Annotated in this window: 20 protein-coding genes; 8 read left to right on the forward strand and 12 right to left on the reverse strand. The window is 62.0% G+C overall.

Annotated features, from left to right (window positions below):
• The first annotated feature begins 11 nt into the window (after nt 1–11).
• Nucleotides 12–1754, forward strand: coding sequence for a proline--tRNA ligase (locus tag AC1DZ5_RS13505; RefSeq protein WP_477889836.1), 1743 nt, complete (start codon nt 12–14; stop codon nt 1752–1754).
• Nucleotides 1751–2392, forward strand: coding sequence for a lytic transglycosylase domain-containing protein (locus tag AC1DZ5_RS13510; protein ID WP_477889838.1), 642 nt, complete (start codon nt 1751–1753; stop codon nt 2390–2392). Before AC1DZ5_RS13505 ends, AC1DZ5_RS13510 begins: the two co-directional genes overlap by 4 nt.
• A 14-nt stretch (nt 2393–2406) precedes the next feature.
• Here AC1DZ5_RS13510 and AC1DZ5_RS13515 read toward each other — a convergent pair whose 3' ends face one another.
• Nucleotides 2407–3402, reverse strand: coding sequence for an AAA family ATPase (locus AC1DZ5_RS13515; protein ID WP_477889840.1), 996 nt, complete (start codon nt 3400–3402; stop codon nt 2407–2409).
• A gap of 391 nt (nt 3403–3793) precedes the next feature.
• Nucleotides 3794–4120, reverse strand: a complete 327-nt coding sequence (gene grxD / locus AC1DZ5_RS13520) for a Grx4 family monothiol glutaredoxin (protein WP_310339798.1) — start codon at nt 4118–4120, stop codon at nt 3794–3796.
• A 113-nt stretch (nt 4121–4233) separates the two neighbouring features.
• Here grxD and AC1DZ5_RS13525 point away from each other — a divergent pair, with 113 nt between their 5' ends.
• Both AC1DZ5_RS13525 and leuA read left to right on the forward strand, forming a co-directional pair.
• Entirely contained in the window at nt 4234–4710 is a 477-nt protein-coding gene (locus tag AC1DZ5_RS13525) for an FKBP-type peptidyl-prolyl cis-trans isomerase (RefSeq protein WP_477889842.1), read from the forward strand.
• Between the two features lie 169 nt (nt 4711–4879).
• A complete protein-coding gene (leuA, locus tag AC1DZ5_RS13530; protein ID WP_477889844.1) occupies nt 4880–6607 on the forward strand; it encodes a 2-isopropylmalate synthase in 1728 nt (575 codons plus the stop codon).
• On the opposite strand, the gene AC1DZ5_RS13535 is transcribed toward leuA, so the two are convergent.
• The 5 genes from AC1DZ5_RS13535 to prmC all read right to left on the reverse strand — a co-directional run bounded on the left by AC1DZ5_RS13535 (nt 6604) and on the right by prmC (nt 9706).
• Nucleotides 6604–7722, reverse strand: coding sequence for a DUF4268 domain-containing protein (locus AC1DZ5_RS13535; RefSeq protein WP_477889846.1), 1119 nt, complete (start codon nt 7720–7722; stop codon nt 6604–6606). The two genes, leuA and AC1DZ5_RS13535, sit on opposite strands and share 4 nt — an antisense overlap.
• Before the next feature lie 42 nt (nt 7723–7764).
• A complete protein-coding gene (gene vapC, locus AC1DZ5_RS13540; protein WP_477889848.1) occupies nt 7765–8166 on the reverse strand; it encodes a type II toxin-antitoxin system tRNA(fMet)-specific endonuclease VapC in 402 nt (133 codons plus the stop codon).
• Nucleotides 8166–8399 (reverse strand): type II toxin-antitoxin system VapB family antitoxin, encoded by a 234-nt coding sequence (vapB, locus tag AC1DZ5_RS13545; protein WP_477889850.1) that lies wholly within the window; start codon nt 8397–8399, stop codon nt 8166–8168. The genes vapC and vapB overlap by 1 nt, the downstream gene beginning before the upstream one ends.
• Nucleotides 8400–8483: 84 nt before the next feature.
• The gene (locus AC1DZ5_RS13550; RefSeq protein ID WP_477889852.1) at nt 8484–8825 is read right to left on the reverse strand and encodes a zinc ribbon domain-containing protein YjdM; all 342 of its coding nucleotides are present in this window, start codon (nt 8823–8825) and stop codon (nt 8484–8486) included.
• Between the two features lie 59 nt (nt 8826–8884).
• Nucleotides 8885–9706, reverse strand: coding sequence for a peptide chain release factor N(5)-glutamine methyltransferase (gene prmC, locus AC1DZ5_RS13555; RefSeq protein ID WP_477889854.1), 822 nt, complete (start codon nt 9704–9706; stop codon nt 8885–8887).
• 194 nt (nt 9707–9900) lie between these two features.
• Here prmC and AC1DZ5_RS13560 point away from each other — a divergent pair, with 194 nt between their 5' ends.
• Nucleotides 9901–11868 carry a methyl-accepting chemotaxis protein gene (locus tag AC1DZ5_RS13560; RefSeq protein ID WP_477889856.1) on the forward strand — a complete coding sequence of 656 codons (1968 nt, stop codon included), beginning with the start codon at nt 9901–9903 and terminating at the stop codon, nt 11866–11868.
• A 30-nt stretch (nt 11869–11898) separates the two neighbouring features.
• Here AC1DZ5_RS13560 and prfA read toward each other — a convergent pair whose 3' ends face one another.
• A complete protein-coding gene (prfA, locus tag AC1DZ5_RS13565) occupies nt 11899–12996 on the reverse strand; it encodes a peptide chain release factor 1 (protein ID WP_477889858.1) in 1098 nt (365 codons plus the stop codon).
• 74 nt (nt 12997–13070) lie between these two features.
• Nucleotides 13071–14330 carry a glutamyl-tRNA reductase gene (gene hemA / locus AC1DZ5_RS13570; protein WP_477889860.1) on the reverse strand — a complete coding sequence of 420 codons (1260 nt, stop codon included), beginning with the start codon at nt 14328–14330 and terminating at the stop codon, nt 13071–13073.
• A gap of 77 nt (nt 14331–14407) precedes the next feature.
• On the opposite strand from hemA, the gene AC1DZ5_RS13575 reads away from it, so the two are divergent.
• From AC1DZ5_RS13575 to AC1DZ5_RS13585, 3 genes are read left to right on the forward strand one after another with little or no spacing between them, the layout of a single operon-like run.
• Nucleotides 14408–14677, forward strand: a complete 270-nt coding sequence (locus AC1DZ5_RS13575) for a hypothetical protein (protein ID WP_477889862.1) — start codon at nt 14408–14410, stop codon at nt 14675–14677.
• Between the two features lie 21 nt (nt 14678–14698).
• A complete protein-coding gene (locus AC1DZ5_RS13580; RefSeq protein WP_477889864.1) occupies nt 14699–15355 on the forward strand; it encodes an HAD family hydrolase in 657 nt (218 codons plus the stop codon).
• A gap of 12 nt (nt 15356–15367) precedes the next feature.
• Complete coding sequence (locus tag AC1DZ5_RS13585; protein WP_477889866.1) at nt 15368–15838, forward strand: GNAT family N-acetyltransferase; 471 nt, start codon at nt 15368–15370, stop codon at nt 15836–15838.
• Between the two features lie 58 nt (nt 15839–15896).
• On the opposite strand, the gene ugpQ is transcribed toward AC1DZ5_RS13585, so the two are convergent.
• Genes ugpQ through ugpE form a run of 3 tightly spaced genes read right to left on the reverse strand, consistent with a single transcriptional unit; the run spans nt 15897 to nt 18574 of the window.
• On the reverse strand, nt 15897–16679 hold the full coding sequence (gene ugpQ / locus AC1DZ5_RS13590) for a glycerophosphodiester phosphodiesterase (protein ID WP_477889868.1): 783 nt from the start codon (nt 16677–16679) through the stop codon (nt 15897–15899).
• Nucleotides 16676–17713 (reverse strand): sn-glycerol-3-phosphate ABC transporter ATP-binding protein UgpC, encoded by a 1038-nt coding sequence (ugpC, locus tag AC1DZ5_RS13595; protein WP_477889870.1) that lies wholly within the window; start codon nt 17711–17713, stop codon nt 16676–16678. The genes ugpQ and ugpC overlap by 4 nt, the downstream gene beginning before the upstream one ends.
• Nucleotides 17714–17722: 9 nt before the next feature.
• A complete protein-coding gene (gene ugpE, locus AC1DZ5_RS13600) occupies nt 17723–18574 on the reverse strand; it encodes a sn-glycerol-3-phosphate ABC transporter permease UgpE (RefSeq protein WP_477889872.1) in 852 nt (283 codons plus the stop codon).

Here is an 18574-nt window from a genome sequence, read left to right on the forward strand (position 1 = left end):
CGAGTTCCCCCATGAAAGCCTCCCAATTCCTTATCTCCACCCTCAAAGACGCGCCTGCGGACGCCGAGGTGGTCAGCCACAAACTCATGATGCGCGCGGGCATGATCAAGAAGCTGGGCGCTGGCATCTATAACTACATGCCCATGGGCCTGCGCGTCATTCGCAAGGTAGAAGCCATCGTGCGGGAAGAGATGAACCGTGCCGGTGCCGTGGAGCTGACTATGCCCGTGGTGCAACCGGCCGAGCTGTGGCAGGAGACCGGCCGCTTTGACAAGATGGGCCCCGAGCTGCTGCGCATCAAAGACCGCCACGACCGCGACTTTGTCATCCAGCCCACCAGCGAAGAGGTGGTGACCGACATTGCGCGCCAGGAAATCAAGAGCTACAAGCAGTTGCCCAAGAACCTGTACCAGATCCAGACCAAGTTCCGCGACGAGCGCCGTCCCCGCTTCGGCCTGATGCGTGGCCGCGAGTTCATCATGAAAGACGCTTACAGCTTTGACCGCGACCAGGACGCGGCCAAGGCCAGCTACCAGGTGATGGCTGCTGCCTACCGCAAGATCTTTGACCGCTTTGGCCTGCGCTACCGCGCGGTGGCGGCGGACAGTGGCGCCATTGGGGGCGATCTCTCCGAAGAGTTCCAGGTGATTGCTGCCACCGGCGAAGACGCCATCGTCTACTGCCCCAACAGTGAATATGCGGCCAATATGGAGAAGGCGGAGGCTTTAGCGCCTACAGCCCCCAGAGCTGCTGCGCAAGCTGCTATGAAAAAAGTAGCAACGCCGGGCAAAAGTACCTGCGAAGACGTGGCCGTGTATCTGAACTTACCGTTGGCGCAGTCGCTCAAGTCCCTGGTGGTGGCGACGGATGTGCATGACGACAAGGGGGCGGTGGTGACGTCCCAAGTCTGGCTGCTGCTGATTCGTGGAGACCGTAGCATGAACGAGGTCAAGGTTGGCAAGCTCCCGGGCTTGGCAGACTTCCGCTTTGCCACACTCGCTGAAATTGACGAGCACTTTGGTTGCGAGCCAGGCTATCTCGGCCCCGTCGGTTTGAAGAAGCCGCTCAAAGTGATCGCAGACCGCGAAGTGGCGCTGATGGCGGACATGGTGTGTGGCGCCAATGAGGTGGACTACCACTTGAGCTGCGTCAACTGGGGCCGTGATCTGCCCGAGCCCGATCTAGTGGCCGACCTGCGTAATGTGGTGACGGGCGATGCCTCGCCTGACGGCAAGGGCGTGCTGGCGATTGAGCGCGGCATTGAGGTGGGTCACGTGTTCTACCTGGGTACCAAGTACAGCAAGGCCATGAACGCCACGTTCCTCGGTGAAAACGGCAAGCCCCAGTTCATGGAGATGGGGTGCTACGGCATCGGCATCACGCGCTTGCCCGCTGCCGCCATCGAGCAGAACCATGACGAGAAGGGCATCATCTGGCCTGACGCGCTGGCACCCTTCACCGTGGTGTTGTGCCCCATCAGCCCCGACCGCTTTGCCGACGTGAAGGCCGCGGCCGACACGCTGTACGCCGAGCTGCTGGCGGCCGGTGTTGATGTGATTTTGGACGATCGCAACGAGCGCCCTGGTGCCATGTTTGCCGACTGGGAACTGATTGGCGTGCCGCACCGGGTGACGATTGGTGACCGTGCGCTCAAAGAAGGCGTGGTGGAGTACCAGCACCGCCGTGATGACGAGGCGACCAAGGTGCCCGTGGGCGAGATTGCTGCCTTGCTGCTGTCACGCCTGAAGGCATGACGCCAGACCAGGTCGAACCACTGGTTTCAAGGCGAATTGGCCTGCAGCGCCTTCTGGCGCTGTGCGGAGTGCTCTCATTTGCAGAGCAAGCGCAAGCCGGTGCGCAGGTGGAAGAGCCCTTGGCTGATGCCGTGCGAACGGCGCTGAGTGCAGCCATTGCCAACACCGCGCCGCCTGAGCCCGTGTTTGCCGACACCGAGTCGCGCCTCAAGTACCTGCGCTGGTTGGGTGCCATGAGCGAGCGGCTCAAGAAGAAAAAGCCCGACTGGCAAACCCGCAAAGACTTTCTGCAAACCGTCTGGTACGAGAGCAAGCGTGCGGGGCTAGACGTGTCCCTGGTGCTGGGCCTGATCCAGGTGGAAAGCAACTTTCGCAAATTCGCGGTCAGCAGCGTGGGTGCGCGTGGCTATATGCAGGTCATGCCGTTCTGGACGCGCGTGATCGGCGATGGGGACGCTGGCAAGCTGTTCCACATGGGCACCAACCTGCGCTTTGGCTGTGTGATCCTGCGCCACTACCTGGACCGCGAGCGCGGTGACGTGTTCATGGCGCTGGGCCGCTACAACGGCTCACGCGGCAAGGCCCCGTACCCCAGCGCTGTGCTGGGCGCCAAGCGGCTGTGGGACTTTGCCGGCTAAGCGCCGCGCGGCACCTACTGCAAAAATCCAATCTTGCTTTTGCCCGTGCTGGCCTTGGGCAGATCGTCGCTGCGAATTTCTTCGCGGCCCGCCAGGCGCGCGTTGCCAAACCCGGTCATCAGCGCACGGCGCATTTCCCGGGGGGCCAACTCGGCCAGTTGGTCCAGCACATCGCTGTGCGGCTCGGCACCAAAGTGGCGGCCCCAGTCGTGTTCACCGCGAATGCTTTGGTACAGGTTGCGCGCAATCGCACGGGCTTGCTCGGGCGTTGGCGGGTCAATCTCAAACACATTCATGCGGTTCAGGATCGGGTCTGGAATCGCGCCTGCGTCGTTGGCCGTGGTGATCCAGATCACTTGGCTGGCGTCGATGGCAACCTCGGCAAACTCGTCGGTGAAGCTGCCCGCCGTGTCGTGCTCCAGCAGGCTGTAGAGCGCACCCAGCGGGTCGTACTGCGCATCGCAGGCCGCCTTGTCGATCTCGTCCACCACGATCACAGGGTTGGCGTACTGGCCGTCCACCAGCGTCTCGAACACCTTGCCGGGTTTGGCGCCTTTCCATTGGGATGAAGAGCCCGACAGCAGCCAGCCCGCAGTCATCGAGCTCATGGGCACCAGGTTCATGCCGGTGCCCAACAACTGGGCCAGTTTCTTGGCAAAGTGGGTTTTGCCAATGCCAGGGTTGCCCAGCAGCAGGATGGGGGTGACTTCCAGCCCATCGCGGCAGTCGTGGCTCAGGGCCACGTGGCGTTTGACGTCGTCGAGCACGTCGGTGAAGTTAGGCAACTGGGCGTAGAGCTCGCCCATGTCGGGGATGCCGGAAGGCTTGACCTGGAAGCGTTCGGGGCCACGCTCCAGCATGCGCTGATAGGTGCTGCGCAGGTTTTCGCAATCGCGGTCGGGGAGCTTGGCTAGCTTGCGCTCTACGTCGTCGGGCGCGAAGACGTTGCGCATATGGGCGATCGGCAAGCGAAAGCCAGGGGCATGGGGAACGAGACTGCGGGAATCCATAAAGTACTCCTTGTCAACAAACCACGCGTTCATTAAAGCATGGGGTGTGCCAACCCAAAGCCTTCGAACAGCCTTGTTAGGTACTGTTTTTTCGGGTTCAGGCGGGTGGGGTGCTCTGCTCCGTTCGTGTCCCCCGGCCCGTGAGGGGCCTCCTCCTTGACCTCACTGTGCAGAACACCCCACCCACCCGAACCGCCGCGACTTTGCTCGCTGACGTCCAGCTACCAAGCTGCAGGCTCGCGGTGAGTGCCAAAGCGAAGTCAAGGAGGAGGCCGAAGGCCGGGGGACATGAGCGGCGGCACTCACCGCGGGCCTGTGGCGGGCGCCAACAAAAGAACAGCGCAAGAAAAAGCCACCCGGAGGTGGCTAGTTCGCATAGCGCTGAGAGAGATCAGGCAGCAGGCGTACCAATGACCTGTTGCAGCTCACCGTTCTCATACATCTCCATCATGATGTCCGAGCCACCGATGAACTCGCCCTTGATGTAGAGCTGGGGAATGGTGGGCCAGCTGCTGTATTCCTTGATGCCCTGGCGGATGCCGTCGTCTTCCAGCACGTTGACGGTCTTCACCGTCTTGGTGTCCACACCGCAGGCCTTCAGGATCTGGATGGCGCGGCCGGAGAAACCGCACTGGGGAAAACTGGCCGTGCCCTTCATGAAGAGCAGGATGTCGTTGGATTTGACGAGGTCGTCAATGCGTTGCTGTGCGTCGCTCATGGTGCAGTTTCCTGAGAATAGATACCCCCGATTATTTCACCTTCACCGGCCCCGGTGCGTGGGGCGGCGCACAAGGCGCGCGTTGGGCAGGGCTTTTTCGGATAATACGGGCCATGAACATCACCAAAAACACCGCAGTCACACTGCAATTCAAAGTCTCCGACACCACCGGCAAACTGCTGGACCAAAGCCAGGAGCCCATTTCTTACCTGCATGGCGGCTACGGCAACACCTTCCCCAAGATCGAGGAAGCGCTGGAAGGCCAGGGCGTGGGCTTTGCCGCCACCATTGAACTGCAGCCCGCTGACGCCTTTGGTGACTACAACGAAGCCCTGCTGCAAACCATCCCCAAAACCCAGTTTCCCCCCGGTGTGAAGGTGGGCGGCCAGCTCGAAGGCCGTGCCGAAGACGGCAACACCATCGTTTTCACCGTAACCAAGATCAAGGGCCCCGTGGTGCACCTGGACGGCAACCACCCCCACGCCGGCAAGACCCTGCGTTTTGCCGTCAAGGTGCTGGAAGTGCGTGCGGCCAGCGAAGAAGAGATCGCCCACGGCCACGTACACGGTGCCCATGGCCACCACCATTGATTGCCTGATCTACTCTTTAGTAGGTTGAATATTGCTGATATTAAAATAAATTTGGCATATTCTTCTTCATTGAAGCGATAAAATCGCGTAATCGCAATCGGCTGCTCCCTCTGCGGGCCTACGATACAAGGAACCTAAACCTGTATCGGCCCCAGAGGAGACGTAAGCCATGTTGACCAACCCCGCCACCAAGTACCGCGCCTTCCCCCCCGTCAACCTGCCAGACCGGCAGTGGCCCAGCCGCACCATCACCGCGGCACCGATCTGGATGAGCACCGACCTGCGGGACGGCAACCAGTCGCTGTTCGAGCCCATGAACGCCGAGCGCAAGATGCGCATGTTCCGCACCCTGTGCCAGGTGGGGTTCAAGGAGATTGAGGTTGCGTTCCCCAGCGCCTCGCAAACCGACTTTGACTTTGTGCGCACCCTGATCACCGACGGGCACATCCCCGACGACGTGACCATTGAGGTACTGACCCAGTCCCGCGAACACCTGATCCGCCGGACCATGGAGTCGCTCAAGGGCGCGCGCCGCGCCATCGTGCACGTGTACAACGCCACGGCCCCCGTGTTCCGCGACGTGGTGTTCGGCATGAGCCGCGACGAGGTGAAAGAGCTGGCGGTGTCGTCCGTGCGGCTCATCAAGGAGCTGTGCGCCCAGGCGCCCGAGACCGAATGGGTGCTGGAGTACAGCCCCGAGGTGTTTACCAGTACCGAGCTGGACTTTGCGCTGGAGGTCTGCAATGCCGTGACGGCGGAATGGGGCGCCACGCCCACCAACAAGGTCATCCTCAACCTGCCTGCCACGGTGGAAGTGGCTAGCCCCAATGTGTATGCCGACCAGATCGAATGGATGCACCGCAACCTGGCGCGCCGGGACAGCGTGATCTTGAGCCTGCACCCGCACAACGACCGCGGCTCCGGTGTGGCCGCTGCCGAGCTGGGGCTGATGGCTGGTGCGGACCGTGTGGAAGGCTGCCTGTTTGGCAATGGCGAGCGCACCGGCAATGTGGATGTGGTGACGCTGGCGTTGAACATGTACACCCAAGGCATCGCGCCGGGGCTGGATTTTTCGGATATCAACGCCGTGGCCCGCACGGTGGAGCATTGCAACCAGCTGCCCATCCACCCGCGCCACCCTTATGTGGGCGATTTGGTGTTCACCGCGTTCAGCGGCTCGCACCAGGATGCGATCAAAAAAGGCTTTGCCGCGCAAAAGCCGGACGGCTTGTGGAACGTGCCCTACATGCCCATTGACCCGGCCGATCTGGGCCGCAGCTACGACTCGGTCATCCGCGTCAACAGCCAGAGCGGCAAGGGCGGTGTGGCGTATTTGATGGAGGCCGAGTTTGGCGTGGTGATGCCGCGCCGGCTGCAGGTGGAGTTCTCCGCAGAGGTGCAGGCCCACACCGATGCCCATGGCGGCGAGATGACGGCCCAAAACATCTGGGACCTGTTCGATGCCACCTACCTGAACAGCCCCACGGCGGCGGTGCGTTACGTGGAACACCACCTGTTTGACCACCCCGGCCAAACCGGCAAGCATGTGCAGGGCATCCGCATCGGCGTGGAAGTGAATGGCCAGCCCATGCTGCTCAGTGGCGAAGGCAATGGCCCCATCGACGCAGCCGTGCATGCGCTGCAAGGCATGGGGGTGAAGGTGCAGGTGCGCAGCTATGAAGAGCGATCCACCAAAGCCAGCACCGACGGCGGCGACGCCCAGGCCTGCGCCTTCCTGGAACTGGTGTCCGCCAGCGGCGATACCGGCAAGGGCGGGGAACGCTTTGGCGTGGGCATGGACACCAATATCGTCACCGCCTCCATCCAGGCGCTGATCAGCGGTGTGAACCGCCTGGGGCTGGTGCAGGCCGGTGCATTGGAGACCGAAGCCGCCTAACGCAAAGCAGCGCGCAGATGGGGAATCTGCGCGTCGAAAGCGGCTTCCAGTCGTTGAATGTGTTGGACCAGCCAGTCGATCATGGTCGGCCAACTCTCGCGGTTGTGGCCGTCAAAGCTTTGGGTGTATTCGATGATGGACACTTTGTTGTCATCCATCCGTCTCCATGACAATGGTGCGCCAAATGCTTGGTCAAGCTCCTTTGCCTGTGCGTGCAATACGTCGAAAAGGACTTTGTTCTGCTCTTTGGAGGTACGTCCCAACACGAAGTTGACGCGAACCTCATCGCGGTTGAAGATCATTGCGTAGTGCACGCCACCGAGTCCCGCGCCCGCATTGAGCCAGTGATCTTTGGACGGCCCAACATTGCTGTACAAAGCCACTTTGGCTTGCTCAAGTGCTTCCAATGTTTGATGCCAAAAATCGGTACGAAGCTTGTGTCGATTGGCTTGTCCACGTTCCAGTGACTGCTCCTCCACCTCTTTTTCCGAAATTCCAATCATCAGCTCCTCGGCTTCTGGGAGTGGTATGAGTTGTTCTACTGTCAGGAATAGGTCGTTGCCGTCTTGAAACGGAGTGGCCTTGAAGCATTTCAGCAGCACGCGGTGTTTGAGTAGCCAAAGCACAGTCGATGTGACCTCTTTGCGAAATTCTGCCGCCACCATGATGATGCGCTGATCCATGCCCGGGTTCAGCACCACATCTTCAAAGTCTTCTTTGCCCAAGAACTCGCAAATCATGGTTTTCGCATCTTGTCCGGGTTGGTGCTTGTCCAGATAGCGCTGAAAAATCTCGGCAATCTTTTGCTGAGAAAGAGTGGAGCAATAAGACGCATATTTGAGTGACTGCCACACTACGTTGCGCCCCGAGTCATCCAGTTTGTTTTCGATAATGACCAGCCCGCCAGACTTGTCGATAGCCAACAAATCCAAACGCTCTTTGGTGTCATCGAAGCCGTCAAATTCCTTTTGAATGATGAGCAGGTCTTCACCCAAAGCGTCAGGTTGATTCGCCAGCCATTCTTGAAGGTTGTTGCGCTCTGAAAAGCCCAGTTCCGAAAAACGAACCTGCCTGAGTTTGTTGATGCGGTTGGTGCTGTGATTGATTTTGTACATCTTGTTGTTCTCCCTTTTCGGGGCGCAATTTTCCGGCAGCGTTCAAGCCACCCAGTTCTCCAACTGCAACGCCGGCACGCGCTCGAATTCGCGAAGGTTGTTCGTCACCAGCGTCAATCCTTCGCTGCGTGCGTGGGCCGCGATGTGAATGTCGTTGACTCCGATGGGCTGGCCGATTTTCTCCAGGCTGGCCCGGATGCTGCCGTAATGTTGTGCGGCTTTAGGGCCGTAGGTCAGCACTTCCAGTCGGCTGCAGAAATCCTCCACCACCGATAGGGTTTGTGCCGAGGCGTTGCTCTTTTCGGCTCCGTGCAGCAGTTCGGCGAGCGTGATGGACGAGATCGCCATGTGCCCGGCATGCGTGTTGAAGAGGGCGAGTGCCGACATCGGCTTGCGCTTGATGACGTAAATCACGATGTTGGTATCCAGCAGGAATTTCAACATCACAGGCTTTCGCGTTCGGCTTGCTCCTGGCTTGCGCGTTCTGGCAAAAAGTCATCCGGTACAGCGGGGGCATCGAGAAAAAAGCTGTCCCAGGTATTTTCCACGGGCGTGATGATGCGTTCCATGCCACGTGCCCGCACGTTGACGCGTTTCACAAAAGCGGGCAAGCGCATGTCTGCAGGCAAGCGAATGGCCTGGCTGCGGTTATTGGTGAAAACGGTGCTGGTGGACATGGCACGCCTCCTTAGGTGGGATATGGCGTATTGTATATGGCGGCCCACAGTGGCCCACTGGCCAGTAAAAGGTAGCCTTGTGGCTCAAGCCTTCTTCAAAAAGCAGGCTTTCAGCATGAAGCTACCACCGTCCATCTTGCAGTCCACCTCGTGGTCGCCGCCTACCAGTCGGATGCTTTTGACCTTGGTGCCCATTTTCAACACGGTAGAGCTGCCTTTGACTTTGAGGTCTTTGATCAGCACCACCGCGTCACCGTCCTGCAGGACCTGTCCATTGGAGTCCTTCACCACTGCATCCGCTTCTTCGTCAGCACTGGATGCCTCGGTTTGGGGCCATTCAAACCCGCAGTTGGCGCAGACGAAGTTGCTGCTATCGGGATAGGTGTTTTCCAAAGTGCATTGGGGGCAGGCGGGGCTGGTGGACATTGGGGTGAATCCTATATTTGCTATTAAAAAGAGAGCTGCTGGCGCAATCAATACGGGGGCTAGACCCAGTTTCCACCACTACAGCGCTCAATCCCCGCCAAGTCCTGGCGGCTCTGCACTTCGGTGAAACCGGCCGCCATGAGCAGTGCGCGCACGGCGGGTGCCTGGTCGTAGCCATGCTCCAGCAGCAGCCAGCCGCCAGGCAGCAGGCGGCTGCGGGCCTGGTCGATGATGGTGCGGATGTCATCCAAGCCGTCGGCGCCCGAGGTCAGGGCCTGGCGTGGTTCGTGGCGCAGCGCGGGCATGTGTTCGTCGTCTTCGCGGATGTAGGGCGGGTTGGAGACGATGGCGTGGAGCGCGCCGGTAACGCCCTCTAGCCATGAACCCTGGGCAAATGCGACCTCCAGGCCCAGGCGCTGCGCATTGGCTTGCGCCACGGCCAGCGCATCGGCGCTGTAGTCCACCGCTTGCACCCGCAGCGCGGGCCGCGTGTGTTTCAGTGCCAATGCAATCGCACCACTGCCCGTGCCCAGGTCCACCACCGTGGCGTTGGGTGTGGGGGCCAGCACTTCCAGCGCCCAGTCCACCAGCGTTTCCGTATCCGGCCGGGGCACCAGCACGCGCGCGTCCACCTGCAGGTCCATCCCATAAAACGCCTTGTGGCCCGTAAGGTAGGCAATGGGTTCGCCCTGCAGGCGGCGCAGTGTCAGCGTCTGCAGGTTGGCCAGCGCGGGGGCAGGCAGGGTGTCGGTGTCGTGGGTCAGCAGCCAGGCGCGGTCATGCGCTGGGCGGCCCGCCACGTGGAGTACCAGTAACTGGGCATCCAGCCGGTCCAGCCCTTGCGACAAAAGCGTATCAATGCTGTGGGCGATGGAAGTCACAGTGTGCTATAAAAAAAGGAGCTGCTGGTGCAGCATGTGCGTGCGGTAGGCAAAGGAATGGGGAAGGCATGGCATTTCTTCATCGACAGCAAATGAATAGTTGGAGTAGCATGCAAATTACAAATAAGTACAGAGGAACAACACCCTGTCTGGCGTTGGTGGGGCGCCCTTTTTTGCACCAAAGGAAAACCGAAATGGCCGCCACATTGTCCACTGCCTCCAGTCTGGTGCCCCGCGCCCGCCGAAGCCTGTCCTTGAATGCAAAAATCTGCCTGGCCGCTACGGCGCTGGTGGTGCTCAGTTTGGGTATCACTGCCTCGGTCATCGGCATCAAAAGCAGTGGTGCGGCCGAAGAGGCCACCATGAATCTGGCGCGCACCTCGGCCCGCGAGGCGGCTGGGGCTCTGCAGACCCGCATCCGCTCCAACCTTTCTAACGTCACTGCGTTGGCAGGTGCCATGGTGTCTACCAAGACCGCCAACATGCCGCCCACGCGTGAGCAGATCAGCGAACTCACCAAGGCCACGCTGTCCAGCTCAGAGGACTTCATCGGCTCCGCGGTGACCTGGGAGCCCAACGCGCTGGACGGCAAAGACGCCGAGTACGCGGGCAAGAAGCCCGAGTACGACGACACCGGCCGCTACATGCCCTACTGGACGCGCTCGGCCGGCAACACCTTCCACGTGGACCCCATCGTGTTCGACCCCAAGACGGCGGGCGCGGACGATTGGTACGACGTCCCCAAAAAGAGCGGCAAGATCTACTTCACCGAGCCCTATATCTACCCCATCGAGGGCAAGGACGTGCTCATGGCCTCGCTGGTGGCGCCGCTCATGGTGGGTGGCAAATTTCAGGGGGTTGCCAGCGCTGATTTCTCGCTAACGCAGCTGCGCAAGATCCTGGCGGACACCAAGGTGATGGACGGGGGCGAGCTGGCGCTGATTTCCAACGGCGGCCTGTACGCCAGCCACACTAATGCCGAGCGCATCAACAAAAAGGCCGAAGACATTCCTGCCGACGGGCTGGAGGCGGTGCGCAAGGGCCAGCCGTACGAGTACCGCGACGCACAGAACGTGGTGCACCTGCTGCAGCCGGTGGTGATCCACACCGACACGGCGCCCTGGAGCGTGCGGATGAGCTTTCCGCACAGCGTGGCCACCGCATCGTCGCGCCAGCTCACGCTCTACACCCTGGTGGTGTCCGTGGTGTGCGCGCTGGCCACGGCGCTGATTTTGGTGACTGTGGTGTCGCGGCTGATGCGCCCGCTGCGCGCGCTGAGCCAGGCCATGGTGAACCTTTCCAGCGGCGAGGCCGACCTGCGCACCAAGCTGGAGGTGCAGGGCAATGACGAGCTCGCTGCCATCGGCTCGGGCTTCAACCAGTTTGTGGGCAAGATCCATGGCGTGCTGGCGCAGGTGCGTGGCAGCGCCGACAGCGTGGCCAATGCGAGTTCCGAAATCGCCCAGGGCAATAACGACCTGAGCACACGCACCGAACACCAGGCCAGCGCGCTGGAAGAAACTGCCGCCAGCATGGAAGAACTGAACTCCACCGTGCAGCAAAACGCCGAGAACGCGCGCCAGGCCAACCAGCTTGCCATGCGCGCTTCCACCGTGGCCGTGCAGGGCGGCGAAGTGGTGGGCCAGGTGGTCGAAACTATGAAGGGCATCAACGACGCGTCTCGCAAGATCAGCGACATCATCAGCGTGATTGACGGCATCGCGTTCCAGACCAACATCCTGGCGCTGAACGCTGCAGTGGAAGCCGCCCGCGCGGGCGAACAAGGCCGCGGCTTTGCGGTGGTAGCGTCTGAAGTGCGCAGCCTAGCCGGCCGAAGCGCCGAGGCGGCCAAGGAAATCAAGACCCTGATCAACGCCAGCGTAGAGCGCGTGGAGCAGGGCACCACGCTGGTCGACAAGGCTGGCGAGACGATGACCGAGGTGGTCACCAGCATCCGCCGCGTGACCGACATCATGGGTGAGATCAGCGCCGCTAGCAATGAACAAAGCGCCGGTGTGGCCCAGGTGGGCGAGGCCATCACCCAGATGGACCAGGCCACACAGCAGAACGCTGCACTGGTGGAAGAAATGGCCGCCGCGGCCAGCAGCCTCAAGAGCCAGGCCAACGAACTGGTGCAGGTGGTCGGCGTTTTCAAACTCTGAGGGGTTGCAACCCCGCCGCAGCGCCGGGGCTTAGTTCAGCCCCTTCTCCAGCGCTGCCAGTTGCTCCGCGGCCTCGTAGGCCTGCAGGGGTTCCACCACGTCGTCCAGGTCGCCTTCCATGATGGTCAGCAGCTTGTACAGCGTCAGGTTGATGCGGTGGTCGGTCAGGCGCCCTTGTGGGAAGTTATAGGTGCGGATGCGGTCGCTGCGGTCCCCACTGCCCACCAAACTCTTACGCTCGGCGGCATCCTTCGCGGCGCGCTCCGAGCGGTCTTTTTCGTGGATACGGGCGGTCAGCACTTTTAGCGCTTGGGCCTTGTTGCTGTGCTGGCTGCGTCCGTCCTGGCATTCGGCCACGATGCCGGTGGGGATGTGCGTGATGCGTACGGCCGAGTCGGTTTTGTTGATGTGCTGGCCACCGGCGCCGCTGGCGCGGTAGGTGTCGATGCGCAGGTCCGACGGGTTGATTTTGATGGCCTCCGCCTCGTCCTGCTCGGCCAGCACGGCGATGGTGCAGGCGCTGGTGTGGATACGGCCTTGGGTCTCGGTGGCGGGCACGCGCTGCACGCGGTGGCCGCCGGATTCGAACTTCAGCGCGCCGTAGGCGCCCGTGCCGTTGTGGTGGCCTTCCATGCGCACCACCACTTCCTTGTAGCCGCCCAGTTCGCTCTGCGACTCGCTGACGATCTCGGTCTTCCAGCCGCAACGGTCGGCGTAGCGCATGTACATGCGCAGCAGGTCGCCCGCAAACAGGGCCGATTCGTCGCCCCCCGTGCCAGCGCGAATTTCCACAAACGCGGGTCGTGCATCGTCCGGGTCTTTGGGCAGCAGCATGCGCTGCAGCTCGGTCTCCAGCTGGGTCAGTTCGGCCGTGGCACTGGTGATTTCTTCCTCGGCCATTTCTGCCATGTCGGGGTCCGATTTCATGTCCTGCGCGCTGGCCAGGTCGGCCTCGCGCTGCTGGTAGCGGGCCCAGCGCGTAGCCACCGCGGCCACGTCGGTGTGCTCGCGCGAGAGCTTGAGGAACTGCTCCATGTCTTTCATGATGTCCTCGCGGGACAGTAGAAATTCCAGCTCTCCCAGGCGGTCGGCATAGCGGGCAAGTTGTTGGCGCAAAAACGGTTTCATGGCACTACTCAGACGGAAAATTGGGGAAGGCCCCCAGCGCGTGCCAAGGGCAGGGCTGCGGTGGGGCAGCGTCGCTAACGGCTGTTGCGCAGGAAGAAGTGCTGGATGGCATTGCTGGCGCGTTCGCGCGCAGTCGCGTCACCGGCATGCAGCTCGGCCATGGCACCGTGCAGCATCTTTTGCGTCAGGCCTTTGGAGAGGGCTTCTAGCACTGCGTCCACGTCCTCGCCCTTGGCCAGCAGTTTGCGGGCGCGGGCCAGCTCCAGGGCGCGCCATTCGTCGGCCTGGGCATTGAGCTGCTGAATCAGGGGCACAGCGCGGCGCTGGTCTACCCAGTGCATGAAGCTCTGCACGCCGGCGTCCACAATCGCTTCGGCCTGGGCTACGGCCGCCTGGCGGCTGGCCTGGGCGGTTTGCACTACGCTGGCCAGGTCGTCCACGGTGTAGAGGTACACATCGCCCAAGGCCTTCACCTCGGGTTCGATGTCGCGGGGCACGGCCAGGTCCACCATAAACATGGGGCGGTGCTTGCGCTTCTTGATGGCGCGCTCCACTGCACCCAGGCCAATGATGGGCAAGGTACTGGCGGTGCAGCTGATGACGGCGTCAAACTCGTGCAGGCGCTCGGGCAGGTCGGCCAGGCGCATAACCTCGCCGCCAAAGCGGCTGGCCAGCTTCTCGCCACGCTCCAGCGTGCGGTTGGCAATGGCGATGGCCTTGGGGTTCTTGGCGGCAAAGTGCGTGGCGCACAGCTCGATCATTTCGCCCGCACCCACAAACAGCACCTTCACCTGGGCCAGGTCTTCAAACAGGTTGCCCGCCAAACGTACCGCAGCGGCGGCCATGCTGATGCTGTGCGCCCCAATCTCGGTGGAGGTGCGCACTTCCTTGGCCACGGCAAACGAGCGCTGGAACATTTGCGAGAGCGTGGTGCCGAGTGCCCCAGCTTCGTCGGCAGCGCGCACCGCATCTTTCAGCTGGCCCAGGATCTGCGGCTCACCCAACACCATACTGTCCAGCCCGCTGGCCACACGGAAGGCGTGGCGCGCGGCCTGGCCGTCTTCCAGACGGTAGGTGTGTGCGCGCAGCTCGTTGGCGGTCAGGCCGCCCGATTCGGCCAGCCAGGCCAGCGTGTGGTCCAGCGCGGCTTCGTCGCCGGCGCAGTAGATTTCGGTGCGGTTGCAGGTGGAGACAATGGCCGCTTCGGGCGGGCGTGCCATGCTCTGGCGCAGGCCGTGGAGCTGCGGCGCAATCTGGTCGCTGGCGAACGCAAACCGGCCCCGCATATCCAGCGGTGCGGTGGTGTGGTTGATGCCTAATGCCCAGACTGCCATATGTTTAGACCCCGATTATAAAATCGAGCCCTTCTTCCCCACCACCGAGGCCCCAATTGGCCTTTGCGCCAACCACCATGGGCCTCTTTGACCTGCTCAATCACCTGCTGAATTTTGTGGCACCAGCCCTGGCCTTGGGTTGCCTGCTGGCCTTTGTGGCGCCAGTTTTTTATCGAAAGCAGGCGCTAGCCCGCGGATGTATTGCGCAGGCAGCTATTAATTCTGTAGCGGGTGCCGTGGCGCTGGGGCTGGCCCTGTGGCTGCTGGGGCGCGACGGCAAGATGGCCGGCTACGCCGCCTTGGTGGTGGCCACCGCTACCAGCCAGTGGTGGGCGCTGCGCCGTTGATCACATTTGCATCGGAGTCTCATGCGTTTTAAGGCGGTTTTGTTTGACCACGACGGTACCTTGGTGGAATCCGAGGGCCAACACTTTGCCCTGTGGAACCAGGTGCTGGCGCCCTACGGCTTTGCGCTGACGCTGGCGCAGTACAAGGATTTGTATGCCGGTGTGCCCACCGACGCCAATGCGGCTGACCTGGTGGAGCGCTTCGGCGTGCAGGAGTCTCCCGAGGTGCTGGCCCGTCTGAAAAACGAAAGCGCCCAAGCCTATTTGCAGGCCAACGCTTTTCCGCTGATGCCCGGCGTGCGCGAATCCATCGCTCAACTGCAGGCCGCCAAACTGCGCCTGGGCGTGGTCACCGGTGCGCGTGGGTACGCCATCAACGCCACGTTGCGCTCACATGACCTGGCCCCTGCGTTTGAAACCGTGGTCTCGGCCGACGATGTGGTGCACAGCAAGCCCGCGCCCGATTGCTACCTGCTGGCCCTGCAGCGCATGGGCCTGGCCGCGCAGGATGTGGTCGCATTTGAAGACACCGAGCATGGCGTAGCCGCCGCAGTCGCCGCAGGCCTGGCCTGTGTGGCCATCCCCACCGAGATGTCGGCCAGCCACGACTTCAGTGCCGCCACAGTGACCCTGCCCAGCATGCGGGACGCGGTGTGCTGGGCGCTGGCTCAGTCCTGAGCCACGTAGGTCATGGACCTGCAGATTCGCCAGGCGCAAGCCGACGATGCCCACGCCATCAGCCGCTTGGTGCAGGGGCTGGCCCACCATTTTTTGCTAGACCCTACGCAGGCCGCCACGGCGCCGTTTCTGCAAACTGTGTCGTCTGCGGCTATTGCGGGCTATATCGCGTCCGATGCGTTCGATTACAGCGTGGGGGAATGCGAGGGGCAACTGGCCGGCGTGGTGGCCGTGCGTGATGGCCAGCACCTGTTCCATCTGTTTGTAGACACCGCGTTCCAGCGCCAGGGCTTTGCCGCGCGCCTGTGGGCCTATGCGCAGCAGCGTGCGCTGGCGCGTGGCAATACTCAAGGCTTTACGGTGAACTCCACACCCTATGCATTGCCGGTGTACCAGCGTCTGGGTTTTGTGGCTACAGGACCTGAGGTGCAGACGCGCGGCATCGCCTATGTGCCGATGCGGCTGCCAGCGCAGGTTTTATAGGAAAAATGGTCCCTAGCCCCCGCAGAATATGTGCGAGTAGCTATGGTTTGTATAGCAATCAGGCGGGGCTGAACAGGTCTACGCGGTCGGTGATGATGGCGTCAGTGCCCAGGTCCATCAGGCGCTGGGCGGCCCAGTCGTCGTTCACCGTGTAGCTCAAAGTGCGGAAGCCCGCGCTCTTGGCTTGGGTCACCGTGCTGGTGTCCCACAGCGCGTGGTTGCACACAATCGCCTGGCAGCCGAGGCTCAGCGCGGTTTCCAGCCAGCCTTTCCACAGCGTGTCCAGCAGTAGGCCGCGTGGCAGGTGGGGTGCGGTGGCCTGTGCGCCTTCCAGCGCCTCGGGGTCAAAGGAGGTGAGCAGGGGCGGCACGGCCTGGCCAGCCCAAAGGCGGGCGGCATGCTGCGCCACCACCTCGCCCGTGTGGCGTTCGGTGCCCGGTGTGGGCTTGATTTCGATGTTCAGAAAGTAGCCGTTGCGAATGCAATACGCGGCAATGGCATCCAGCGTGGGCAGCGGCTCGCCCGCGTAGGCGCGGCTGTGCCAGCTGCCAGCGTCCAGTTGCGACAGGGCGCCCCACACGTGGTCGCCACCCACGGCGCTTTGGCCTTGGCCGAGCTTGGCGCGCGCATTGGTGGTGCGCTGCAGGGTGGCGTCGTGCATCAAAAACGGCACGCCATCACTGCTCAGCTTCACATCGCATTCGAACATGCGGTAGCCGTGGCCGGCCCCCAGACGGAAAGCGGCCAGCGTGTTCTCGGGTGCCAACTTGCCCGCGCCGCGGTGCGCCACCCAGCGCGGGTAGGGCCAGATGGGCAGGTCGGGGGTAGTGGGGTCGCTCATACAGTGTCTAGGCGTTTTCCAGTGGCAGCGTCAAAGTGGTGGATGCGGTCCGGGCGGGGTGTCACATGCAGCGTAGTGCCCAGCGCGGGCACGGCGGCGGACTCTTCGGTGCGGATGATCAGCAACTCGTCGGCGTCTGCCGCATGCAATTTGTGGGCCCATTTGCCGTAGATCAGGCGCTCGGCACCCAGCATTTCCACGGCCTCCACCTGCAGCGCCCAGCCGGTGGGCGTGATGTCCAGGTGCTCGGGCCGCACGCCGGTGATGAGGCCAGGTTGGGCATCGGGTGCATTCTTCAGCAAGTTCATGGGCGGGGAGCCAATGAAGCTGGCCACAAACGTGGTGGCGGGGCGGGTATAGACCTCTTCGGGTGTGCCGAACTGCTCCATCACGCCACCGTTCATGACGATCATGCGCTGGGCCAGGGTCATGGCCTCGACCTGGTCGTGGGTCACAAACAGGCTGGTGATGCCGAGCTCGCGGTGCAGCTTCTGGATCTCCAGCCGGGTCTGGGCGCGCAGCTTGGCGTCCAGGTTGGACAGCGGCTCGTCAAACAGAAACACCTGGGGCTGGCGCACGATGGCGCGGCCCATGGCCACACGCTGGCGCTGGCCGCCCGACAGGGCCTTGGGTTTGCGCTCCAAAAACGGTGCCAGTTCCAGAATCTTGGCCGCCTTGTCCACACGGCGCTTGATTTCGTCCATGGGCACGTTGGCAATCTTCAGGCCGTAGGCCATATTCTCGAACACGCTCATGTGCGGGTAGAGCGCGTAGTTCTGGAACACCATGGCGATGTCGCGGTCCGACGGTTCCAGGTCGTTCACCACGCGGCCGCCAATCGAAATCTGGCCGTCGCTGATTTCCTCCAGCCCTGCCACCATGCGCAAGAGTGTGGATTTGCCGCAGCCGCTGGGGCCGACGATGACGATGAATTCGCCATCGGCAATCTGCGCGTTCACGCCATGGATGACCTGGTTGGCCGACTTGCCGCTGCCGTAGCGTTTGATGACGTTCTTGAGTTCGATGGATGCCATATTTCTCTATTACTTTTCCGTATCGACCAAACCTTTGACAAACCACTTCTGCATCAGCATGACCACCAGCGCCGGCGGCAGCATGGCCAGCATGGCGGTGGCCATCACGATGTTCCATTCGGTTTGCGCGTCGCCCCCAGAGATCATCTGCTTGATGCCGATGACCACGGGGTACATGTTTTCTTCGGTGGTGACCAAGAGCGGCCACAGGTACTGGTTCCAGCCGTAGATGAACTGGATGACAAACAGCGCGGCCATGCTGGTGGCAGACAGCGGAACCAGGATATCCTTGAAGAATCGCATGGGCCCGGCACCGTCCACCCGCGCCGCTTCGGCCAGCTCATCGGGCACGGTCAGGAAGAACTGGCGGAACAAAAACGTGGCGGTAGCCGATGCGATAAGTGGCACCGTGAGGCCCGCATAGCTGTTGAGCATGCCCAGGTCCGCCACCACTTGGTAGGTGGGGCCAATGCGCACCTCCACCGGCAGCATCAGCGTGACAAAGATGGCCCAGAAAAATGCCATGCGAAACGGAAACCGGAAGTACACGATGGCGAAGGCCGAGAGCAGAGAGATGGCGATCTTGCCCAGCGCAATCACCATGGCGGTGACAAAGCTCACCACCATCATGCGCCCCACCGAGGCGTGCGAGCCGGTACCCGTGCGCTCGCCCGACAGGGCGGTGGCATAGTTGTCCAGCAAATGCGTGCCCGGCAACAGGGGCATGGGGACTTGCACCACGGCTTCGGTGGTGTGGGTGGAGGCCACAAAGGTGATGTAGATCGGGAACGCAATGACCAGCACCCCCAGCAGCAAAATCACGTGCGCCAGAATGCCCAGCGTGAGCCGTCGTTCAACCAT

This window comes from Rhodoferax sp. P1_F3 (genome assembly GCF_056405715.1).

Excerpts from the sequence above, each read along its gene's own strand:
- AC1DZ5_RS13575 (WP_477889862.1), top strand. The coding sequence starts at position 14,408 with ATGGGCCTCTTTGACCTGCTCAATCACCTGCTGAATTTTGTGGCACCA.
- prfA (WP_477889858.1), bottom strand. The coding sequence starts at position 12,996 with ATGAAACCGTTTTTGCGCCAACAACTTGCCCGCTATGCCGACCGCCTG.
- vapB (WP_477889850.1), bottom strand. The coding sequence starts at position 8,399 with ATGTCCACCAGCACCGTTTTCACCAATAACCGCAGCCAGGCCATTCGC.
- ugpC (WP_477889870.1), bottom strand. The coding sequence starts at position 17,713 with ATGGCATCCATCGAACTCAAGAACGTCATCAAACGCTACGGCAGCGGC.
- grxD (WP_310339798.1), bottom strand. The coding sequence starts at position 4,120 with ATGAGCGACGCACAGCAACGCATTGACGACCTCGTCAAATCCAACGAC.
- AC1DZ5_RS13505 (WP_477889836.1), top strand. The coding sequence starts at position 12 with ATGAAAGCCTCCCAATTCCTTATCTCCACCCTCAAAGACGCGCCTGCG.
- ugpQ (WP_477889868.1), bottom strand. The coding sequence starts at position 16,679 with ATGAGCGACCCCACTACCCCCGACCTGCCCATCTGGCCCTACCCGCGC.
- AC1DZ5_RS13585 (WP_477889866.1), top strand. The coding sequence starts at position 15,368 with ATGGACCTGCAGATTCGCCAGGCGCAAGCCGACGATGCCCACGCCATC.
- leuA (WP_477889844.1), top strand. The coding sequence starts at position 4,880 with ATGTTGACCAACCCCGCCACCAAGTACCGCGCCTTCCCCCCCGTCAAC.
- hemA (WP_477889860.1), bottom strand. The coding sequence starts at position 14,330 with ATGGCAGTCTGGGCATTAGGCATCAACCACACCACCGCACCGCTGGAT.
- AC1DZ5_RS13515 (WP_477889840.1), bottom strand. The coding sequence starts at position 3,402 with ATGGATTCCCGCAGTCTCGTTCCCCATGCCCCTGGCTTTCGCTTGCCG.
- AC1DZ5_RS13525 (WP_477889842.1), top strand. The coding sequence starts at position 4,234 with ATGAACATCACCAAAAACACCGCAGTCACACTGCAATTCAAAGTCTCC.
- vapC (WP_477889848.1), bottom strand. The coding sequence starts at position 8,166 with ATGTTGAAATTCCTGCTGGATACCAACATCGTGATTTACGTCATCAAG.
- AC1DZ5_RS13560 (WP_477889856.1), top strand. The coding sequence starts at position 9,901 with ATGGCCGCCACATTGTCCACTGCCTCCAGTCTGGTGCCCCGCGCCCGC.
- AC1DZ5_RS13535 (WP_477889846.1), bottom strand. The coding sequence starts at position 7,722 with ATGTACAAAATCAATCACAGCACCAACCGCATCAACAAACTCAGGCAG.
- AC1DZ5_RS13580 (WP_477889864.1), top strand. The coding sequence starts at position 14,699 with ATGCGTTTTAAGGCGGTTTTGTTTGACCACGACGGTACCTTGGTGGAA.
- AC1DZ5_RS13550 (WP_477889852.1), bottom strand. The coding sequence starts at position 8,825 with ATGTCCACCAGCCCCGCCTGCCCCCAATGCACTTTGGAAAACACCTAT.
- ugpE (WP_477889872.1), bottom strand. The coding sequence starts at position 18,574 with ATGGTTGAACGACGGCTCACGCTGGGCATTCTGGCGCACGTGATTTTG.
- AC1DZ5_RS13510 (WP_477889838.1), top strand. The coding sequence starts at position 1,751 with ATGACGCCAGACCAGGTCGAACCACTGGTTTCAAGGCGAATTGGCCTG.